This is a genomic window from Bradyrhizobium sp. LVM 105, from assembly GCF_003957705.1.
Lineage (GTDB): Bacteria > Pseudomonadota > Alphaproteobacteria > Rhizobiales > Xanthobacteraceae > Bradyrhizobium > Bradyrhizobium frederickii.
Window position 1 is genome coordinate 109078 of sequence record NZ_QZMV01000016.1, and the last position, 20607, is coordinate 129684.

Here is a 20607-nt window from a genome sequence, read left to right on the forward strand (position 1 = left end):
CTCGCGGGCGCTTTTGGTGCACCGCACGAACGCGCCACTTTGACCATCCAGAGCCCCCGCGCAAGAGGGGATGTTGCGTATCTCCCTGAATCTATACTGATGGATGAGGGGAGCTGCGCCGGTCTATTCGGTCGCGATAGTGGGGCTCATATGGTTACCATTTCCCTTCAAACAATCGCCTGAAGGCTTAACGGAAGATGAACTCTTGGTAGTGGTCAAGGCCGCAACAACCAGGGGGAGGGGTGAATAATCGCGGCCAACCGGGATTCGCGGTATCTCGACACCGGAAATGCTGGTTTTCAGGGCTTCGGGCGGCGGCAGCCGCTCGGCGTCCGGGGCGTCCAGATCGACCACGAGACCGACGGTCGCATGCTCCACGAAGTCGCAGCGGCGGATTCCGAGGCCCCGGATCTCGATCAGGCCCTTAAGGCGCGGCGCGGGGCGGACCTCAATTTCATCGCCGACTGTCGCCAGATGGACACGGTCATCCCCGATCAGAACGGCCCTGTCGACCACGCCCGCGCGTCCCGCCATGATCAAATCGAAGGCAAGGCGCGACTTGCCGGAGCCCGAGGGCCCGCGGATCAGCACCGCCAGGGGCCCGACCTTGACCGCGGAGGCGTGAACGCTGGGTCCGGGGTCGCTCATAGCGCCGGCAGCCTCACCACGAAGCGCGCACCCGATACGGTCGGGACGCCCTCGTCATCCGGCGGGCCTGCGCGGTTCTCGGCCCAGATGCGTCCGCCATGGGCGTCGACGATCTGCTTGGAGATCGACAGGCCGAGGCCGGAGTTCTGGCCGAACCCCTGATGCGGGCGGTCGGTGTAGAAGCGCTCGAAGATGCGCTCCAGCGCGTCGTCGCGAATGCCGGGGCCGTCGTCGTCGACCACGATCTCGATCTCGGAGCGCACGCGACGGCAGGTGAGGCGCACCTTGTTGCCGGCTTCCGAGAACGATTGTGCGTTGGAGAGCAGGTTGGAGACCACCTGCCCGAGCCGCGAATCATGGCCGCTCACAGCGAAGGTGTCGGTCGGGCTGCGGCCCTCGAAGCGCGTCTCGACCGCGACGTCATGGCCGAGCTTGGTTTCGTTGGCGACGGACACCAGCGTCGTCAGCAGGCGGCGCAAATCGACCGGGATCGCATCCTGGCGCTGCAATTCGGCATCGAGGCGGCTGGCGTCGGAGATATCCGAGATCAGGCGGTCGAGCCGCTTGACGTCGTGCTCGATCACCTCGAGCAGGCGCGCGCGGCTGGTCTCGTTGCGCGCCAGCGGCAGCGTCTCGACCGCCGAGCGCAGCGAGGTCAGCGGGTTCTTCAATTCGTGGGCGACGTCGGCGGCGAACATCTCGATCGCCTCGATCCGGCTGTAGAGCGCGCTCGTCATGTCGCGCAATGCGCCCGAGAGATGGCCGATCTCGTCGCGGCGGCGGGTGAAATCCGGAATCTCGATGCGGGCCTTGATGCGGCGGCGGACGCGCTCGGCGCTGTCGGCGAGCCGGCGCACGGGCCCGGCGATCGTGCTCGCGAGCAGCAGTGACAGCATGATCATGACGGTGGCCGCGACGCCGCCGACCTTCAGGATGGCGAGGCGCTCGGCGGTGACCATCTGGTCGATGTCGTCACCTTGGGTCGACAGCATCAAGGCGCCGTGAATCGCGCGCGAGCGCAGCACGGGCACCGCGACCGAGACGATCACCTCGCCGCGCGCATTGACCCGCACCATCGAGCGCTTCTGGCCCTGGAGCGCATCGCCCACCTCCGCATAGCCGTTGCCGTTCTCGGGCCCGAGCTCGCGATAGAGCGGCAGGTCGCCGCGGTTCAGCCAGGTCCGCACCGCGACCATGCCGCGTTCGACGATGCCGGGCTTCTCGGCCGGCGGCGGCAGATTGTAGCGCAGCACGTTTTCGAGGTTGCGGCTGTCCACCAGCAGGCTGCCGTTCGGATCGTAGATGCGGGCGCGCGTCTTGGTCGGCGAGATCAGCGTGCGCAGCACCGGCGCCACCCGCTCCGGATTGATCGGGAAGTCCAGCGGCGAATATTCGTCCGAGCCGCCATAGGTCTCGCCCGGCTTGAGGTCGAGCAGCCGGTCGGGATCGATGGTGATGGCGTTGGTCTGCACCGTGGCGGAGGCCGCGATCGCACCGGCGATGATCTCGGCCTGCACCAGGAGGCTCTGCGCCCGCGCGTCGATCAGGCCGGCGCGGAATTGCGACAGATAGAGGATGCTGGCGACCAGCGCGACGAGGCCGGCGAGGTTGAGCGAGACGATGCGGCGGGTGAGGCTGGAAAAGGACAGCGCGAAGAAGAACTGCCCGGCGCGCTTCAGCCAGTTCAGCGGTCGGAAGCCCTGCGGCCTGCCTTCGACAAATTGATCCTGAACGCCGTCGGCTGCGACGTCGCCGGCGCTCTGGTTCGGATCAGGCTGCGTTCGGTCCAGCAATGCTTACGCCCGTGTTAGGACGGCGTTGAGAAGGTCCCCACATTCTAGAGCATGATCCGGAAAAGTGTGCAGCGGTTTTCCGAAAGGATCATGCTCAAGAAACAAACCAAGGCACGATGATCTCATCGCGCTTTGGAGCAATCCCGGTCCCGATGGAATCAGAACCGGCGATGCTCTTAGTCCGTTCGTGAAGTTGCCTGCCGCCTCAGGCTTCCTTGAAACGATAGCCGACGCCGTACAGCGTCTCGATCATCTCGAACTCGTTGTCGACCACCTTGAACTTCTTGCGCAGCCGCTTGATGTGGCTGTCGATGGTGCGGTCGTCGACATAGACCTGGTCGTCATAAGCGGCGTCCATCAGCGCGTTGCGGCTCTTCACCACGCCGGGCCGGGTCGCCAGCGCCTGCAGGATCAGGAATTCGGTGACGGTCAACGTCACCGGCTCGTTCTTCCAGGTGCAGGTATGCCGTTCCGGATCCATGCGCAGGAGGCCACGATCGAGCGCCTTGGCGTCGTTCTCCTTCGGCGCGACGGTCGGGTCCTTCGGCGCCGAGCGGCGCAGCACCGCCTTGACGCGCTCGACCAAAAGGCGCTGTGAAAACGGCTTGCGGATGAAATCGTCGGCGCCCATCTTGAGGCCGAACAGCTCGTCGATCTCCTCGTCCTTGGAGGTCAGGAAGATCACCGGCAGGTCGGATTTCTGCCGCAGGCGGCGCAGCGTCTCCATGCCGTCCATGCGCGGCATCTTGATGTCGAGGATGGCGAGATCGGGCTGGGTGGTGCGGAAACCGTCCAGCGCGGAGGCGCCGTCGGTGTAGGTCATGATGCGATAGCCTTCGGCTTCCAGCGCGATCGAGACGGATGTGAGAATGTTGCGGTCGTCGTCGACCAAAGCGATTGTGGGCATGAGCCTCTGCTTTCTGCTTTCCGTTTGGGTCGTGGCTTGAAAACGGCGAGCAATCCAGTGATGCGCCGCATACATGGGTGCCGAAGTCGGCAGTCGAACCTTGTCACCGAGCAATGCAAGCTGGGCTGAAGTGTGACCAAGTTCCACGAAACACGGCAGATTCGCCGCATGTCGACCCATAACCAAGCCCCCGTTTACCCGAAAAAAGGCCTCCCTTGCAACCACCTAAGCCGAGAAAGCCGATGCGACTGTCCCCTGATTTCGACCCCGCAAAGCTCGCCAAATCCCTGCTGCGGCGATCGCGCCAGGGGGCGCTGGCAACGCTCATGGCCGGCAGCGGCGACCCCTATTGTTCCCTGGTCAATCTGGCCAGCCATCCCGACGGCTCGCCGATTCTGCTGATCTCGGGCCTTGCCGTGCATACAAGGAACATCCTTGCCGACAGCCGGGTCTCGCTGATGCTGGACGAGCGGGCGGAAGGCGATCCGCTGGAGGGCGCCCGGATCATGCTGTCGGGCCGGGCGGAGCAGGCCGAGGCCGAGAAGGACCTGCTCCAGCGGCGGTATCTCAATGCCCATCCGTCGGCGGAAGGCTTTGTTTCCTTTAAGGATTTCTCATTCTTCCGGATCCGTCCCACGGGAACCCATCTGGTCGCCGGTTTCGGCCGGATCGTCGACCTCAAGCCCACGCAGTTCCTCACGGATCTCACCGGGGCCGACGACCTGCTGGCGGCGGAGGAGGGCGCTGTCGCGCATATGAACGCCGACCATCGGGAGACCATGGGCCTCTATGCGACGAAGCTCCTGGGTGCCGGCGCGGGTGACTGGCGCTGCACCGGCTGCGATCCGGAAGGCCTCGACATGCAGGACGGCCAGACCGTGCTGCGACTGGACTTCCCGGAGCGGGTGACCGACGGCACCTCGCTGCGCAAGATGCTGGTGCGCCTCGCTGGCGAAGCGCGCACGAAGATGGACCAGAACGCAAAGATTTGAACGCCGCTATCCATCGCTGCGACCCAAGACGGTGAGGTCCTGGGGCTGGCAGCGAGAGGGTTCATGACACGTCGTTGGGCATTGGCTGCGGGCTTGGGGCTCGCGATCGTCACGTCGTCTGCCTCGCCTGGCCTTGCCCAGAAGGGCGATCTGTCATCGCAGAGCGCGCGCGTCAATGCGCTCCGGAGCGCCGGCAAATATTCGGAGGCGCTGCCGCTGGCGCAGGCCATGGTGGCCTCGCTCGAGAAGACCAGCAACAACCGCGACCTCGCCGCGGCGCTCAACAATCTTGCGCAGATCGAAGCCGACCAGGGCCACGACGATCAGGCTGAGCCGCTCTACAAGCGCGCCATTGCGCTGATGGAGAAGGGGACCGGTCAGGGCAGCGTCGAGATCGCGCCGATCCTGAACAATCTGGCGGCGCTCTATCAGCGGCAGAGCCGCTTCACGGAAGCCGAGCCGCTGTTCAAGCGCGCGCTGACCGTTCGCGAGCAGGCGCTGTCGCGCGAGCATCCCGACATCGGCCAGTCCCTCAACAATCTCGCCACTTACTATGTGAAGCAGCAGCGTCATGCCGAGGCCGAGCCGCTGTTTCGGCGGGCGCTGGCGATCTACCAGAAGGTCGGCGGTCCCGAGCATCCTGCGGTCGCCACCGTCCTGAACAACATCGGTCAGGTCGATCGCGACCTCAACCGCGACGCGGAGGCCGAGGCGCCGATCAAGCGCTCGCTCGCGATCCGCGAGAAGGCGCTGGGACCGGATCATCACGACGTGGCGCGCTCACTCAACAATCTCGCCGGGCTCTACGAGCACCAGCAGCGCTATGCCGAGGCCGAGCCGCTCTATCGCCGCGCCCTGTCGATCCGCGAGCGGGCGCTCGGGCCCGACCATCCCGATGTCGGGACCTCGACCAGCAATCTCGCCAATTTGCTCCAGGCCTCCGGGCGGACAGTCGACGCCTTGCCGCTTGCGGAAAAGACGCTCGCCAACAATCGCGCGCAGCTGCGTGTCGTGCTGCCCATCCTGTTCGCCGCGCGGCAGCAGCGTCTCCTAGGGGATGACAAGGCGCTGGACCAGGCGCTCGCGGCGATCCAGCGCGGCACGCAATCCTCCGCCGCCGCTGCCGTGAACAAGCTCGCGGTGCGGATGGCCGCCGGCAGCGACCGGCTCGCCGAGCTCGTGCGCAAGGATCAGGATCTCACCGCCGAGTCCGAAGCGCTCGACAAGGCGATCGTCGCGGCAGTGTCGAAGCCATCCGCTCAGCGCGACCTCGCGGTCGAGCAGCGCAGCCGCGCGAGGATCGCGGCGATCGGAAACGAGCGCAGCACATTGCAGAAGGCCCTCACGCTCGAGTTTCCCGACTACGCCTCGCTCTCCAACCCGCTGCCGCTGGCGGTGAAGGACATTCAGCCGCTGCTGTCGGCTGACGAGGCGATGGTGATCTATTCCGTCGTCGATAAGCAGAGCTATGTCATCGCGATCACGCGCGAGGGCGTCGACTGGAAAGAGATCCCGCTCGGCGCGGATGCGGTGACGCAGAAGGTCGCCGCCTTCCGCAGGGGGCTGGACGTCGGCAAGGCGCGCGATGCCTCCGGCAAGTCAGGCCTGTTCGATCTCGGGCTGGCCCATGAGCTCTATTCGGCGTTGCTCGGCCCGGTCGAGGCCTTGACGAAGGACAAGCGTAATTTGCTGGTGGTGCCGTCGGCGGCGCTGACGGCCTTGCCGTTTCATCTGCTGGTGACGCAGCCACCGCAGGCTGCGATTCCGGACAGGCTCGAGGGCTATCGCAGCGCCGCCTGGCTGCTGCGGCGGCAGGCCGTCTCCGTGTTGCCGTCGGTGATCAGCCTGAAATCGCTGCGTGCCTTCGCTCGCAGGGACCAGGGTGCAAAGCCGATGACCGGCTTCGGCGATCCCGTCTTCAATCCCGCGGCCGAAGGACCGGCCGACCGTCGTGCAGCCAGCGGCAAGGTCGCCGCGCGCAGCATCGCGACCGTCGCCTATACCGATTTCTGGCGCGGCGCCGGCGTCGATCGCGCGCGGCTGGCGCAGGCGCTGCCGCAACTGCCCGATACCGCCGACGAGCTGAACGCGGTGGCGAGGGACGTCGGCGCGGCTGCTGCCGACATCCATCTCGGACGCGATGCCAGCGAAACGACGCTGAAGCGTGCAGCGCTTGCTCAATACGGCATCATCTACTTTGCCACCCACGGCCTCGTTGCCGGCGACGTCAAGGGATTGGGGGAGCCCTCGCTTGCGCTCTCCATCCCCGACCAGCCGACGGAGCTCGACGATGGTCTTCTCACCGCGAGCGAAGTAGCCCAGCTCAAGCTCAACGCCGATTGGGTGGTGCTGTCCGCCTGCAACACCATCGCCGGCGACAAGCCCGGCGCCGAGGCATTGTCGGGATTGGCGCGCTCGTTCTTCTACGCAGGGGCCCGCGCGCTCCTGGTCTCGCATTGGGCCGTGGACTCGGAAGCGGCCACCCGCCTGACCATCTCGACGTTCGAGCTGCTCAAGAACGAGCCAAAGATTGGTCGTGCCGAAGCCTTGCGCCGCGCGATGTTAACATTTGTCGACGACACCTCCTCGCCGCGCAACGCCTACCCTGCGATGTGGGGGCCGTTCGCTCTGATCGGCGAAGGTGAGGTGAAATAAGTAAGGCGGCAATTGTGCGTCGCAATAACCTGACGTAACGCGCAAACACGCATTTGGTTGCGCGATCATCGGCGATTTTCGCGATGCGTCTGCTCAGAGCTGACATGCGCGACGTTTGGCGCGGTCCTTGAATAAACCAAATCCTGCGGGATCAGCTTGGCAACGCCAGCGTTCATCATTATTAGGTCGTTCAGCCGAGGCCGAATGGCCCATTCATCACGGTGACCGCGACGGCGCCAAACTTGGTCCGCTGAATGTCGTGGGTTCTAGGAGGATTTTTTCGTGCAAGAGACGGGCGTGCGCAACGGTGCCTTCGGCGCCGACAAGTTCGGCTTAAAGAATCTCAAGCAGGTTCACTGGAACCTCGGTGCGCCGCAGCTCTATCAATACTCGCTCGCTGCGGGCGAGGCGGTGCTGTCCGCTGACGGCGCGCTCTGCGCCGACACCGGCGAGTTCACCGGGCGCAGCCCGAAGGACAAGTTCACGGTGCGCGACGCCACCACCGACAAGAAGATGTGGTGGGCCGGCAACCAGTCCATCACCGCAGAGCAGTTCGAGACGCTCTATCAGGATTTCCTCAAGCACGCCGAAGGCAAGAAGCTGTTCGCGCAGGATCTCTACGGCGGTGCCGACCCCGCCTACCGGATCAAGACGCGCGTCTTCACCGAGCTTGCCTGGCACTCGCTGTTCATCCGTACGCTCTTGATCCGCCCCGAGGCGATCGAGCTGTCGACCTTCGTGCCGGAGCTCACCATCATCGACATGCCGAGCTTCCGCGCCGATCCCAAACGCCACGGCGTGCGCTCGGAGAACGTGGTCGCGATCGATTTCGCCCGCAAGATCGTCCTGATCGGCGGGTCTTATTATGCCGGCGAGATGAAGAAGTCGGTCTTCACCACGCTGAACTATTACCTGCCCGAGCGCGGCGTGATGCCGATGCACTGCTCGGCCAATGTCGGCGCCAAGGGCGACACCGCGATCTTCTTCGGGCTGTCGGGCACCGGCAAGACCACGCTGTCGGCCGACCCCAACCGCACGCTGATCGGCGACGACGAGCACGGCTGGGGGCCGAACGGCGTCTTCAATTTCGAGGGCGGCTGCTATGCCAAGTGCATCAAGCTGTCGAAGGAAGCCGAGCCCGAGATCTACGCGGCCTCGACCCGCTTCGGCGCGGTGCTCGAGAACTGCGTGCTCAACGAGGACACCCGCGTCGTTGATTTCGACGACGGCTCCAAGACCGAGAACACGCGCTCGGCCTATCCGCTCGACTTCATCCCGAACGCCTCGCGCACCGGCCGCGCGCCGCAGCCGAAGAACGTGGTGATGCTAGCCGCCGACGCCTTCGGCGTGCTGCCGCCGATCGCCAAGCTGTCGCCGGCGCAGGCGATGTATCACTTCCTGTCCGGCTACACCGCCAAGGTCGCGGGCACCGAGCGCGGTCTCGGCAACGAGCCGCAACCGGAATTCTCGACCTGCTTCGGTTCGCCCTTCCTGCCGCTCGACCCCTCCGTCTACGGCAACATGCTGCGCGACCTCATCGCCCAGCACAACGTCGATTGCTGGCTGGTCAACACCGGCTGGACCGGCGGCAAGTACGGCACAGGCAGCCGCATGCCGATCAAGGTGACGCGCGCGCTGCTCACCGCCGCGCTCGACGGCTCCTTGCGCAACGTCGAATTCCGCACCGACAAGTATTTCGGCTTCGCGGTCCCGACCGCGCTGCCCGGCGTGCCCAGCGAAATCCTCAACCCGGTCAACACCTGGAAGGACAAGGACGACTTCGACAAGACCGCCCGCGCGCTGGTCGGCATGTTCCAGAAGAACTTCGCCAAGTTCGAAGCCCAGGTCGACGCCGACGTGCGTGCGGCAGCCCCGGACGTGAAGCTCGCGGCGGAGTAATCGCTCTGTCTTCAACGAAAAGGGCGGCCGCAGGGCCGCCCTTTTTGTTTGTGGGCACGTCACTGGCCACACAACCGGTGTCGTCCTCGCGAACGCGGGGACCCATACCGCGTGATCTATCGAGGGGGTGCAGAGCAAGTACCGGCGAAGAATGATCACTCCGAATCTTCGCCAAACTTCTCCCTGTGGTTATGGGTCCCCGCGTTCGCGGGGACGACACCTCAGGCCTTGAAATACGCAATCTGCGTCGTGGTCGCGAGCAGCCGGCCGTTCGGCGACCACAGCTCGGCGTTCTGGTCGGCGTAGCTCTTGTGCATGATCTTGGAATCCGCCGTCGCCAGCACGCGGGTGATGTCTTCGGCCGCGAGCTCCTCGCTGTCGGTGTGGAAATAGGTCGTCAGCGACACCGTGCCGAACGGCACCAGCTCGCGCCTTGCATGGAAGATGCGGCCGAAGAAGGCGTCCGACATCGACGTCAGCGACAGCATGTCGAGCTTGCGCGGCGTGCGGTCGCTGATCCAGATCTTCGAATAGGTGTTGGCGGGCTCCGCCTGCTGCGGGCCGATCCGCATCTCGCCCTCGACGAAGCGGAAATCGTACTGGTTGGCCCAGGACGCCGCGATCTTCGGAAACGGCATGGTCTCCTCGAACGGTTTTGCGTCGGGATATTGCGCCACCCGGTGCTCCCAGGACGGCCGGCGCTCGGCGAACACCGCGGTGGCGAGCGTTGCGACCTCGCCGCCGCCCTGGCTGAGCTCGACGCTCCAGTGCTGGCTGGAGCGGTTGGCCTTGACCAGCCGCACGTCCAGGTCAAACGGTCCCTTGGCGATCGGCGCGCAGTAATTGACGGTGAGCGCCAAGGGATCGCCGGCGCGTTGCGGATGCTCGATCAGCGCACGCAAGATGGTCGCGGCGGTGGCGCCGCCGAATGGGCCGACAAAGGCCCAGTAATCGTCGCTGGTGTGCCCCTGCCAGCTGGAGTCACCGGCGGTGATGCGGGTGGCTTCGTCGAACGGGTGCGGGAGCTTGGCGTGCATCGTGGTCCTCGGTGCCTCTCCGATCGTCATTGCGAGCGCAGCGAAGCAATCCAGGCTGCCTCCGCGGAAAGATTCTGGATTGCTTCGCTGCGCTCGCAATGACGGCGTTTGAGGTGACGGCGCCGGCATCGCAGACGCCGCCGTGGGGATGATGATAGTCATATCATCATCCCGCGCGAAGGATGCAATAACCTCGCAGGTAACGCCGCTTCCACGCCGCGGAAAATCAGCCCGCGGCGTCGCGCAAATTCGGCAGCAGCGGCGTGGTCGGATTCACCGGCACGTTCCAGATCTCCTCGGCATATTCGCGGATGGTGCGGTCCGAGGAGAACCAGGCCATGCGCGCGACGTTGAGGATCGAGGCGCGGGTCCAGGCCGGCGCCACCTGCCAGCGCGCATCGACCGCGCGTTGCGCTTCGAAATAGGAGTCGAAATCGGCGCTGACCATGTAATGGTCGAGATAGCGCAGCGCGTGGGCGATGGATTCGAAGCGGCCGGGATCGCCGGGCGAGAACTCGCCGGCGCCAATCGCGTTGATGGCGCGCTGCAGCTTCGGCGAACTGCGGATCACGTCGGAGGCGTCGAGCCCCTGCTTGCGGCGGATCATCACGTCGCCGGCCTCCATGCCGAAGATCGCGATGTTCTCCGCGCCGACATGGTCGCGGATTTCGATATTGGCGCCGTCGAGCGTGCCGATGGTGATGGCGCCGTTGAGCGCCAGCTTCATGTTGCCGGTGCCGGATGCTTCCATGCCCGCCGTCGAGATCTGCTCGGAGAGGTCCGCGGCGGGGATAATCACCTCGGCGAGGCTGACATTGTAGTCGGGCAGGAACACGACCTTGAGCTTGCCGGCGATCGCGGGGTCGTTGTTGACGATTTCGGCGACGTCGTTGATCAGCTTGATGATCAGCTTGGCGTAGCGGTAGCTCGCCGCCGCCTTGCCGGCGAAGATCTTCACCCGCGGCACCCAATTGCCGTTGGGATCGTCCTTGATCGCCTGGTACAGCGCGACCGTCTCGATGACGTTGAGCAGCTGGCGCTTGTATTCGTGGATGCGCTTGATCTGCACGTCGAACAGCGCGCTCGGATCGACCTTGATGCCGAGCCGCTCGCCGATCAGGCGCGCCAGGGCCGTCTTGTTGTGGTGCTTGACGCTGCGGAATTTCTTCTGGAATTCGACGTCGCTGGCACGGGCCTCGATCAGCGAGAGCTGCGAGGGATCGTCGAGCACGGCCTCGCCGCAGGTCTCGCGCAACAGATCGGTCAGCTTCGGGTTCGCCAGCATCAGCCAGCGGCGGAAGGTGATGCCGTTGGTCTTGTTGGTGATGCGGCCCGGATAGAGATGGTTGAGGTCGTGGAACACGGTCTCGCGCATCAGGTCGGAATGCATCCCCGAGACACCGTTGATGCGGTGCGAGCCGACGAAGGCGAGCTGACCCATGCGCACGCGGCGCCCGCTCTTCTCGTCGATCAGGGAGACCGAGGCGCGGAAGTCGATGTCGCCGGGGCAGCGCGCCTCGGCGAGCGCCAGGTGCTGCACGTTGATGCGGTAGATGATCTCGAGGTGCCGCGGCAGCAGCCGCTCGAACAGCTCGACCGGCCAGGTCTCCAGCGCCTCGGGCAGCAGCGTGTGGTTGGTGTAGGAGAGGGTGGCGACCGTGATCTTCCAGGCCTCGTCCCAGCGGAAATTGTGCAGATCGACGAGGATCCGCATCAGCTCGGTGACGGCAAGGCTCGGATGGGTGTCGTTGAGCTGCACCGCGACCTTGCTCGCGAGGCTGCGCAGCTGGCCGTCGGAGGCGAGATGCCGCTTCACCAGATCCTGCAGCGAGGCCGAGACGAAGAAATATTCCTGGCGCAGCCGCAGCTCGCGGCCCGCCGGGCTCTCGTCGTTCGGATAGAGGAACTTGCAGATCGCCTCCGCGCGCGACTGCTCGGCGCTGGCGCTGACATAATCGCCCTTGTTGAAGGCATCCAGCTTGAGCGGATCGGGCGAGCGCGCCGACCACAGCCGCAGCGCGTTGACGTGCTGGCCGCGCCAGCCGACGATCGGCGTGTCATAGGCGATCGCCTGCACCGTCTCGGCGGGATGCCAGATCGCGCGGTCGCGGCCCCTGTCGTCGACATGCTCGACGCCGCCGCCGAAATTGATGTCGTAGATCACCTCGGGCCGCTGCAATTCCCAGGGGTTGCCGAAGCTCAGCCATTCGTCCGGATATTCCTGCTGCCAGCCCTGATTGATGATCTGGCGGAACAGGCCGTAATCGTAGCGGATGCCGTAGCCGATCGCGGGGATCGACAGCGTTGCCATGCTCTCCATGAAGCAGGCGGCGAGACGGCCGAGGCCGCCATTGCCGAGCGCGGCGTCCGGCTCGCATTTGCGCAGCTCCGGCAGCGAGACGCCGAGATCGCCGAGCGCGACCTCGAAGATCTTGAGCAGGCCCATGTTGTTGAGCGCGTCGCTGAACAGGCGGCCGATCAAAAATTCGAGCGAGAGATAATAGACGCGCTTGCGGCCGGCGTCGTAGCTGTGCTTCTCCGCGGTGAGCCAGCGATGCACGATGCGGTCGCGCAGCGCCAGCGCCGCGGCCTGGTACCAGTCGTGCTTGGTCGCCATGCCGGCATCCTTGCCGATGGCAAGCCGCAGCTTCGCCAGGATCGCGCCCTTGATCTCAGCCAGCGCGAGTTCGTCGATGGGCTGCCCCGGGGCCGGAAAACTGGTCTGGAACGATGAATCCTGCAAAGCCGTCATTTCCTAGGTCGAACTCTTACCAATCTACGCGTCGTGCCCTTGCACTGGAACTGTGGCCGTGCGGTGCGTGGCGCTAATTTATGCAAGGAACGGGCCGGCTTGGGAACCCGGGCCAGCACGGAGAAACCGGGATTTAGTGCTAGATTACGAAAGAATTCAGCCATCAGTGTGGAGAGGAGGCGATCATGAGACTGTTGATTGAAATCGTCGCTGCAGCCCTGCTCGTCGTCTGCATCAGCGCCTCCAGCGCGGCGTTTGCCGCCGGCACATCCGGCCGCAGCGCCGATGGCCTCAGCTGCGGCTTCACGGTCCCGCAAAAGGCGCCGCCCGCAGCTCGCTGCGCTGCGATCAAGCGCCAATGCGGCGGCAAGTTCTACGCGAATGCGTGCGGCGACAAACTGATATCTGCGGCGAAATGAGCGCCCTGACCTCCAGCGGGCTCAAGCCGCCTTCGCCTGCACCGCATCGCAAAATTCGGCGAGACGATCCGCAAGCCGCAGCGTGGCCGGGCTCGCATCGGGCGCAGCCATCAATGCGACCTCGGTCTTGTTGATCGGCGCAAAACCTTCCTTCGCTGTCAGCACGCGGTGGTCGGGCTGGATCGACATCTCCGACAGGATGCTCAGCCCCATGCCGGCGGCGACCGCGGCCTGGATGCCGGCGAGGCTCGACGAGGTATAGGCGGTGTGCCAGGCGCGGCCCGCGCTTTCCAGCGCATGGATCGCCCCGGCGCGGTAGATGCAGCCGAGCGGAAAGCCGATCAACGGCACCGAGGGAACGTCGACGTCGATCGGATGGCTCTTGCTGGTGACCCAGTGCACCCGCTCCGGCCACACCGCGATCGCGCCGTTCGCGCCGGCCTCGCGCTTGTAGAGCGCAAGGTCGAGCTCGCCGCGCTCGAGATCGCGCGCCAGATGCTTGCTCTGGTCGGCCCGCACGTCGAGCCGCAGGCCGGGATGCGAGCGCGCGAACGCGCCCAATAGCTTGGCCAGCCGGTACGCCGCGAAATCCTCGGGGATGCCGAGCCGGACCGCGCCTTCGCCATCCGGCTGGCGCAACACGTCGCGCGCCTCCTCGGCCAGCGAGAGCAGCCGGCGCGCATAGGAGAGCAGCCGCTCGCCGGCCTCGGTCGGCCGCACGCACTTGCCGTCGCGATGCAGCAGCACCTGGCCGATATCGTCCTCCAGCCGCTTGATCTGCTGGCTCACGGTCGACTGTGTGCGATGGACGCGTGCACCGGCGCGGGTGAAGCCGCCGGCCTCGACCACCGAGACGAAGCTGCGCAGCAGCTCGAGGTCGAGCATCGCCGCCTCCATTTGGAAAACAACTGATCGCAAGTTAATCATTTAATTTCCAAATGACAAGCGACGTCCCTAGATCGAGGGCCAGAAGAAAAAAGATCCGAGAATGCCCCTCATGTCGCTCGCCCCCTCGATTTCGGCCCCAAGCACCCGCTTCAACACGCTGCCGCTCGCCATCGGCCTGTTCTGCCTGCTCTGGAGCTACGCCTTCGTCGCCGGCAAGATCGGGGTCACCCATTGCCCGCCGCTGATCCTGCTCGCCGCGCGCTTCTCGCTCGCCGGCATTTTGATTCTGGGCGCAACGCTGATCCGCGGCGAGGCCTGGTCGCTCTCCTGGCGCGATGCCGCGATCTTCGCCGTGCTCGGCATCGCCAACAACGCGCTCTATCTCGGCCTCGGCTACACCGGCCTGCAATCGGTCTCCGCCGGCCTCGGCGGCCTGATCGTCTCAGCCAATCCGGTATTCACCGCGGCGCTCGCCGCGCTGCTGCTCGGCGAGGGCATGACCTGGCGCAAGGCCGGCGGCTTGCTGCTCGGCGTCATCGGCGTGACGGCGATCGTGTGGCATCGTCTCTCGGTCGGCACGGACTCGCTGCACGGCATCCTGTTCACGCTGGCTTCGCTCGCCTCGCTCGTCGCCGGCACCATCCTGTTCAAGCTGCTCGCGCCGAAAGGGTCGTTGTGGATCGGCAATGGCGTGCAGAACCTCGCCGCCGGCATCGCGCTGACGCCGGTCGCGCTGATCTTCGCCGACATTCACGCGATCGACGTCACACCGAGCCTGATCGGCGCCTTTGCCTTCCTCGTGCTCGGCGGCTCGATCCTCGCCTACTGGCTCTGGTTCCATCTCCTGAAAGTGTGCGGCGCCACCGCCGCCAGCGCCTATCATTTCCTGATGCCGCCGCTCGGCATGCTGTTCGCGTATCTCGCTCTCGGCGAGCACGTCGAGGCGCGCGATCTGCTCGGCATTATTCCTGTCGCACTCGGGATCTATCTGGTGACGCGGCCGGCGAAGGCGGCCTCGTGAGCAGGGCGCTTACGTCTCTTCGTCATGCCCGGGCTTGTCCCGGGCATCCACGTTCTTACGGGTCGCGGCAAAGACGTGGATGGCCGGGACAAGCCCGGCCATGACGGCAAGTGGGCTCCTTCAATCTTTGCGGAACACGATCGACGCCATCCATCCCGACATCAGCGCCATCGCGGCGGTGACGAGGCCGTAGAGCAGCCCGTTCTGCCGCGCGGTGGTGGCGACGAACTGCTCGAAGCCGACCTTGACGATCTCGAACGCGGTCTCGGTCTTGGCGATGAACGCGCCGTTCGCAAACAGCTTGATCTCCACCTCATAGGTGCCGATCGGCACTTCCGCCGGCAGTGGAATGCCGGTGCGGAACAGTGTGGGCGTCAGGAACGTGACGGCGCTTCCATCTTCGCGATAGAGCCCGCGCTGGGTGCGCAGGCGGATGAAGGCCGAGCGGAATGCATCGTTCGGCACCACGTCGGCAAAATCGCCGCTGACGCGCTGCATCAGCAGCACGTTGTTCAGCCCGATCTGCTGCCGCCGCGCGATCTCGGGCGAGGTGATAGTTTCGAACGGACGGTTGGCGAACAGCGCCAGATAGCTCGGCACCTGCAGGAACTGCCGGTAGTCGGTGTTGATCCAGATCCCGAAGGTGCGTTCTTTCCGCCGCGTCACCATGTCGGCGCGCGGGCCCATCACGGTGACGACGAGATCGTAGGTCGTGCGATCAGCGGGCGTGGTGGCATCCTTCTCCACCGAGCCGAACAGCACCAGCTCCTCGCCGGAATAGTTCGGCGTCACCGTGACGCGGTGGTTGGAGACCGACACGATCAGCCGCTCGGCGCGCGCAGCCGAGCCGAGCAGCAGGACGAGCAGGAATGCGAGCGCTGCGCGTCTCATCCGCTTACTCCCAGCTCGCGGATGGTGAAGAGATCTGCGGGCCGGATCACCAGCTCGATCGCGAAGCGGATGCCGACCGAGAGGATGAGCAAGCCGAGCAGCAGGCGCAGCTGCTCGCCGCGGATCTTCTGCGCGGCGCGGACGCCGAACTGCGCGCCGGTGACGCCGCCGACCATCAGGATCAGCGCCAGCACGGCGTCGACGAGGTGATTGGTCACCGCATGCAGCAAGGTCGCGAACAGCATGGTGACGAGGGTCAGCACCATCGAGGTTCCGATCACCGTCGAGGTCGGCACCCGCAGGAGATAGATCATGATCGGCACCAGGATAAAGCCGCCGCCGATGCCCATGATGGCGCCGATGAAGCCGATCATGATGCCGACGACCACCACGGGGATCACCGAGAGATAGATCTTCGAGCGCTTGAACCGCATCTTCAGCGGCAGGCCGTGGATCCAGTTGTGCGTGCGCCGCGGCGGCAACGCGCCGCGCCGGGTCCGCATCAGGGCGCGCAGGCCTTCCGAGAACATCAGGCTGCCGACGGTGCCGAGCAGCACCACGTAAGAGAGTGCGATCATCAGATCGAGCTGGCCGAGCGCGCGCAGCTGGGTGAAGGTCCACACGCCGAGCGCCGTGCCGGTCACGCCGCCGCAAAGCAGGACGCTCGCCAGCGCGGGATCGATCGCGCGCCGCCGCCAATAGGACAGCGCGCCGGAAAAGGAGGAGGCTGCGATGTGGCTGGTGACCGAAGCGACCGCGACCGCGGGCGTGATGCCGATGAAGATCAGCAGCGGCGTCATCAGGAAGCCGCCGCCGATCCCGAACATGCCCGAGACGAAGCCGACCGCGGCGCCCATCGCCAGCACCAGGATGACGTTGACGGGAAGATCGGCGATCGGGAGATAAAGCTGCATCGAAGGACCACGCTCCGGCGAGATGGATCGATTGCGCACATGCCCGCCGGACGGTCGGAACGATTGCCGCGCCCCTCAATAGCGGAATTTACGGGCCGGAGGGACCGGGAATTTCGGGCGTGGTGAATGGGTGGCGCGGCAGCGACGCTTATGCTCCTCACCCTGAGGAGCCTGCGCAGCAGGCGTCTCGAAGGGCGAGGCCCGGATCGAGAGGCGGGCCTGCATGGTTCGAGACGCGCGCTAGGGCGCGCTCCTCACCATGAGGGGAGAGATTTCAATGCGCCGCCGATGCCGAGCGCTTCGCCGCGACCGGCTTCGGCGCGGGCTTGGCGCTTGCCTGCGGCGCGCTGTCCCAGCCACCGTTCGGGGCCGGAACATTGACCGCATCATCCGGCTGCGGCTCGGCGCTGAAAGTCTGGATCGCGAGCTTGGCGGCGGCGAGCGATTGTGGGTCGAGCCGCTTGGCGACGTCGTCGCGCTTGCCGGACGCGTCCGCGTCGCCCTGCGCGGCCGCCAGGCTGAACCATTTGTAGGACTCGGCGAGGTTCTGTTCGACGCCGATGCCGCGGGCATAGAGAATGCCGAGGTTGAACTGGCTGTCGGCGACGCCGCGATCGGCGGCCTTGCGGAACCACTGCGCCGCGCTCTTGTAGTTGGCGCCGCGTCCGCCGCCGTCGGCATCGAGCACCGCGAGATTGTGCATCGCCTTGGCGTTGCCACGCTCGGCGGCCTGGGTGTAATAGCGGCGGGCGATGTCGGCGTCCTTCTTCACGCCCAAGCCCTTCTCATAGAGCGTGCCGAGGCGGAAGGTCGCGGGCACGACGCCGGCCTGTGCCGCGCGGTCGTACCATTTGGCGGCTTCGTCGTAATTGGTCGCAACGCCCTTGCCCTCGGCAAAGCGCAGGCCGATCTCGTAGGCCGCGGTCGGATCGCCCTTCATCGCGGCGCTGCGCAAGGCGGGGCCACCGATGCCGTCGGGCAGCTTCTCGCTCGGCGGCACCTGGATCAGGCCGAGCTTGGCGCGGCTCGAGCCCGACAGCGCGCCGGTGACGTCGCTGTTCGCGGCCGGCGGCGGCACCGCTGCGGCGGGCACCGGCGGAATTTCAACCGAGGCCGAATTGCCGGCGGGCGCCGGCGCGGAATTGTTCTGGGATTGCCGGCCGATCGGCGTCGGCGAGGTCATCGAGGGCGTGACCTGCTCGGGCGTGGCTGGCTTGTTCTCGATCGCCGGCGGAGGCGACGGGGCCTGCGGCGCGGGCTGACTGGAGGTATTGTCCATGGCCTGCGGCGCCGGCGGCGAGCTGCCGTCAAGCAGGTTCATCGCCATCTTGAAGGTGCCGAGCACGATCACGACCACGCTCGCGCCGACCAGCAGCGAGCGGATCTTCGAGGTGATGGTCGAACCGCCGTCCTTGCCCTTGTCCTTGGCGCGATCGGCGCCGGCCTTGGCGCCGCGCGCCGGCTTTTCCGGCTGCGCGGCGGCGGCCTGGGCCGCGCGGCGGGCGGCCGCGATGAAGCTCGACGACGAGACCGGCTCTTTCGCAGCCGCAGGAATGCCGCTGATCGCACTCTCGGAGGCGGCGATGCGCTCCGACGGCGTGGCGGCGCGTCCACCCGGCCGTGTCCCCGGCTCGAGCGGATGATCCGGCGGCAATTCCGGTGCGAGCGCGGCGCGGGCGGGCGCCGTATGCGGCTCCAGGATCTCGCTGATCGCACGCGGCGGCACCGGCGGCGGCGCGGCGGGGGCAGCGGCATGGAATTCACGCGGCGCGGCGACGAAGGCGGCTTGCGCGCTCTGCGCCGCGGCGGGATTCGGCAGCTCGGGCTTCGGATCGTATTTCGGCTGCTGTGCTTGCGGCCGCGGCTCGCGCGCGACAGGCGCGGGCTCCATGGAAGCAGCAATGGGAGCGGCCATCGGCATGGCCATCGGCTGCGGCGCGGCGGCCGGCGGCGCCGTACGCACCGCGCGCAGATCGCCCTCGATCATGGACAGGCGGTCGACGACATGGCCGAGCGCGCTATGGACGGCGTCGAGCGAGTCCTGGGTGCTGCGGTTGGTCTCGACCTGACTGAAGCGGATGTCGGACAGTTCGCGCTTGACCAGATCGACCACGCCGGAATCAATGGGGGCCGAATTGCGGCTCTCGGCCAGCGCGGAATAAGTCGCCTGCTGCCGCTCCAGGTGCCGGAGGATGTCGTGCAGCCCGTCCTCGACGCGGCTCAGATTGCCGTTGCGCGGGTCGGAGGCGGCTTCGATCCGCTCCAGCAGGTACGAGACGCGCTGTTCGAGATGCGCGAAGGTCGAGGCGGAATCGTTGCCGACCTGCATGCGGTCGAAACGGTCCGACAGCGCGCGGATCGCGGCTTCCAGATGCTCGGTGCTTTCGGACGGCTGCGGCCGCTCGCGCGTTTCCAGTGCCGCGGTGAGCGCGGCGATGCGCTGCTCCAGCACCGCAAAGCTGTCGCCCTGGCCGGAGGCGCGGGTGACCTGGTCGACCTTGGACGACAGCAGCTGCACGTCTTCGGACAGGCGGGCCAGCGCTTCGTTGGAGGCGACGTTGGAGACGATGCCGCGCAGCGCCGCGATCGCGCTCTCGAGCTGATGCACCGTCGAGGGATCGTCATTGGCGCGCAGGATCAGATCGAGCTTGGCGCCGAGATTGCGGATCGCCTCGTCATAGCCGGTGAGCTGCTCGGCCGGCGTCAGCGTGCGCAGCACCTGCTTGATGTCGGACAGCGCGTGCTCGATGCCCGACAGCACCTGGCCGTCGGTGCCGCTGGACCGCGTCTCGTCGATGCGCCGATGCAGCGAGCGGATCTCGTTCTCGATCGATTCGATCGCGCGCCGCGGCATCGCCTCGGTGATGGCGGTGCGGATCTCGGCGAGCTCGCTGCGGAAGGCGTTGATCGCCTGCTCGGTATTGTCGGGGCGCTGCAGCGATTCGATCTGGCTCGTGATCTTGAGCAGATGGCGCTCGAGCGAGGAGAAATCCGGCCCCGGCGGCGGTGGCGGCGGAGCATAGGCAGGCGCGGGCGGCGCCATCGGAGGTACGTAAGGAGCAGCCGAAGGCGCAATCGACGGTGCGGCGCGCGGCGGCATCTGCCTCGGCGCAAAACCGTCGAGCTCGCTCTGGCGCGCGGTGATCTCGGCGACGGCGACGTCGAACGAAGCCGGGCTCAAGGGCGGGGCGTTGCGATAGACTTGAGCTGCCGCACGCTCGACCGCATCGGCCTGGCGCTGGCGCGTCTCGACGGGTGAGGGCGCAGGTGCAGGCCGCGGCGCCTGAGGCTGCGGCGGGCGGGAGATTTGCGACAACCGCGCATCGAGCCGCGAGATCGCGTCGTTGAGCTGGCGTGCGACGCCCTGCTCGCGCGAGACATCCGGTCTCGACGAGTCCTGGCGCGGCGCCGGCTTTGAAATCCGTTCGATCTGCTGGGTGATCGCGTCGAGCCGCTGGTGGATGTCGGCGACTTCGCGGCTCTCCTGGCTCGGAACGTGGGGGGCTTGTGGGGCTTGCGGACGCTGGTCGTAAGGGCCGCGAAAGTTGGGTGGCGTGGTGTCGCCGAGCGTGGAGTTCAGCCAATCGTTCAGCGACATGCCCGCGCGACGCGCAGCAGCTTCGGCCCGCTCCCTGACGGATGGATCGATGCCGTCCACACTCCACGATACGCGCGAATTCATGACTCTGTCCGGTTCCGACTCCGGCGCCCCACCCGGCGCCTCCAGCCTCCCCACGCGCCCCGGTTGTAAAGACAATCGAATTTGGCGCGGGTCGTCTGCCTCGTAAACC

Annotated in this window: 14 protein-coding genes; 5 read left to right on the forward strand and 9 right to left on the reverse strand. The window is 66.2% G+C overall.

Going from position 1 to position 20607, the window contains the following annotated elements:
* Positions 1 to 123: 123 nt before the first annotated feature.
* The 3 genes from D6B98_RS32205 to D6B98_RS32215 form a co-directional block, all read right to left on the reverse strand.
* On the reverse strand, positions 124 to 648 hold the full coding sequence (locus D6B98_RS32205) for an HPr kinase/phosphorylase (protein ID WP_126261045.1): 525 nt from the start codon (positions 646 to 648) through the stop codon (positions 124 to 126).
* Complete coding sequence (locus tag D6B98_RS32210; RefSeq protein WP_164719014.1) at positions 645 to 2441, reverse strand: sensor histidine kinase; 1797 nt, start codon at positions 2439 to 2441, stop codon at positions 645 to 647. The genes D6B98_RS32205 and D6B98_RS32210 overlap by 4 nt, the downstream gene beginning before the upstream one ends.
* Before the next feature lie 205 nt (positions 2442 to 2646).
* Positions 2647 to 3348 carry a response regulator transcription factor gene (locus D6B98_RS32215; RefSeq protein ID WP_008542552.1) on the reverse strand — a complete coding sequence of 234 codons (702 nt, stop codon included), beginning with the start codon at positions 3346 to 3348 and terminating at the stop codon, positions 2647 to 2649.
* Positions 3349 to 3590: 242 nt separating this feature from the next.
* Here D6B98_RS32215 and D6B98_RS32220 point away from each other — a divergent pair, with 242 nt between their 5' ends.
* From D6B98_RS32220 to D6B98_RS32230, 3 genes are all read left to right on the forward strand, one after another.
* Positions 3591 to 4340 carry a HugZ family pyridoxamine 5'-phosphate oxidase gene (locus D6B98_RS32220; protein ID WP_126261046.1) on the forward strand — a complete coding sequence of 250 codons (750 nt, stop codon included), beginning with the start codon at positions 3591 to 3593 and terminating at the stop codon, positions 4338 to 4340.
* 63 nt (positions 4341 to 4403) lie between these two features.
* On the forward strand, positions 4404 to 6995 hold the full coding sequence (locus D6B98_RS32225) for a CHAT domain-containing tetratricopeptide repeat protein (RefSeq protein WP_126261047.1): 2592 nt from the start codon (positions 4404 to 4406) through the stop codon (positions 6993 to 6995).
* 282 nt (positions 6996 to 7277) lie between these two features.
* Positions 7278 to 8894 carry a phosphoenolpyruvate carboxykinase gene (locus D6B98_RS32230; RefSeq protein ID WP_126261048.1) on the forward strand — a complete coding sequence of 539 codons (1617 nt, stop codon included), beginning with the start codon at positions 7278 to 7280 and terminating at the stop codon, positions 8892 to 8894.
* 221 nt (positions 8895 to 9115) lie between these two features.
* On the opposite strand, the gene D6B98_RS32235 is transcribed toward D6B98_RS32230, so the two are convergent.
* Positions 9116 to 9931 (reverse strand): acyl-CoA thioesterase, encoded by an 816-nt coding sequence (locus D6B98_RS32235; RefSeq protein ID WP_126261049.1) that lies wholly within the window; start codon positions 9929 to 9931, stop codon positions 9116 to 9118.
* Positions 9932 to 10157: 226 nt separating this feature from the next.
* Entirely contained in the window at positions 10158 to 12683 is a 2526-nt protein-coding gene (locus D6B98_RS32240) for a glycogen/starch/alpha-glucan phosphorylase (protein WP_126261050.1), read from the reverse strand.
* A 185-nt stretch (positions 12684 to 12868) separates the two neighbouring features.
* Here D6B98_RS32240 and D6B98_RS32245 point away from each other — a divergent pair, with 185 nt between their 5' ends.
* Positions 12869 to 13102, forward strand: coding sequence for a hypothetical protein (locus D6B98_RS32245; protein WP_126261051.1), 234 nt, complete (start codon positions 12869 to 12871; stop codon positions 13100 to 13102).
* Between the two features lie 21 nt (positions 13103 to 13123).
* On the opposite strand, the gene D6B98_RS32250 is transcribed toward D6B98_RS32245, so the two are convergent.
* Positions 13124 to 13987, reverse strand: coding sequence for a LysR family transcriptional regulator (locus D6B98_RS32250; protein WP_164719016.1), 864 nt, complete (start codon positions 13985 to 13987; stop codon positions 13124 to 13126).
* A 112-nt stretch (positions 13988 to 14099) separates the two neighbouring features.
* Between D6B98_RS32250 and D6B98_RS32255 the strand changes: the two genes are divergently transcribed.
* The gene (locus D6B98_RS32255) at positions 14100 to 15011 is read left to right on the forward strand and encodes a DMT family transporter (protein ID WP_126261102.1); all 912 of its coding nucleotides are present in this window, start codon (positions 14100 to 14102) and stop codon (positions 15009 to 15011) included.
* Between the two features lie 120 nt (positions 15012 to 15131).
* On the opposite strand, the gene D6B98_RS32260 is transcribed toward D6B98_RS32255, so the two are convergent.
* The 3 genes from D6B98_RS32260 to D6B98_RS32270 form a co-directional block, all read right to left on the reverse strand.
* Positions 15132 to 15902, reverse strand: coding sequence for a TIGR02186 family protein (locus tag D6B98_RS32260; RefSeq protein WP_126261053.1), 771 nt, complete (start codon positions 15900 to 15902; stop codon positions 15132 to 15134).
* Positions 15899 to 16816 carry a sulfite exporter TauE/SafE family protein gene (locus D6B98_RS32265; RefSeq protein WP_126261054.1) on the reverse strand — a complete coding sequence of 306 codons (918 nt, stop codon included), beginning with the start codon at positions 16814 to 16816 and terminating at the stop codon, positions 15899 to 15901. Before D6B98_RS32265 ends, D6B98_RS32260 begins: the two co-directional genes overlap by 4 nt.
* Positions 16817 to 17090: 274 nt before the next feature.
* Entirely contained in the window at positions 17091 to 20498 is a 3408-nt protein-coding gene (locus D6B98_RS32270) for a tetratricopeptide repeat protein (protein ID WP_164719017.1), read from the reverse strand.
* Between the last annotated feature and the right edge of the window lie 109 nt (positions 20499 to 20607).

Excerpts from the sequence above, each read along its gene's own strand:
- D6B98_RS32260 (WP_126261053.1), bottom strand. The coding sequence starts at position 15,902 with ATGAGACGCGCAGCGCTCGCATTCCTGCTCGTCCTGCTGCTCGGCTCG.
- D6B98_RS32215 (WP_008542552.1), bottom strand. The coding sequence starts at position 3,348 with ATGCCCACAATCGCTTTGGTCGACGACGACCGCAACATTCTCACATCC.
- D6B98_RS32235 (WP_126261049.1), bottom strand. The coding sequence starts at position 9,931 with ATGCACGCCAAGCTCCCGCACCCGTTCGACGAAGCCACCCGCATCACC.
- D6B98_RS32255 (WP_126261102.1), top strand. The coding sequence starts at position 14,100 with ATGTCGCTCGCCCCCTCGATTTCGGCCCCAAGCACCCGCTTCAACACG.
- D6B98_RS32240 (WP_126261050.1), bottom strand. The coding sequence starts at position 12,683 with ATGACGGCTTTGCAGGATTCATCGTTCCAGACCAGTTTTCCGGCCCCG.
- D6B98_RS32245 (WP_126261051.1), top strand. The coding sequence starts at position 12,869 with ATGAGACTGTTGATTGAAATCGTCGCTGCAGCCCTGCTCGTCGTCTGC.
- D6B98_RS32220 (WP_126261046.1), top strand. The coding sequence starts at position 3,591 with ATGCGACTGTCCCCTGATTTCGACCCCGCAAAGCTCGCCAAATCCCTG.
- D6B98_RS32205 (WP_126261045.1), bottom strand. The coding sequence starts at position 648 with ATGAGCGACCCCGGACCCAGCGTTCACGCCTCCGCGGTCAAGGTCGGG.
- D6B98_RS32265 (WP_126261054.1), bottom strand. The coding sequence starts at position 16,816 with ATGCAGCTTTATCTCCCGATCGCCGATCTTCCCGTCAACGTCATCCTG.
- D6B98_RS32250 (WP_164719016.1), bottom strand. The coding sequence starts at position 13,987 with ATGCTCGACCTCGAGCTGCTGCGCAGCTTCGTCTCGGTGGTCGAGGCC.
- D6B98_RS32270 (WP_164719017.1), bottom strand. The coding sequence starts at position 20,498 with ATGAATTCGCGCGTATCGTGGAGTGTGGACGGCATCGATCCATCCGTC.
- D6B98_RS32225 (WP_126261047.1), top strand. The coding sequence starts at position 4,404 with ATGACACGTCGTTGGGCATTGGCTGCGGGCTTGGGGCTCGCGATCGTC.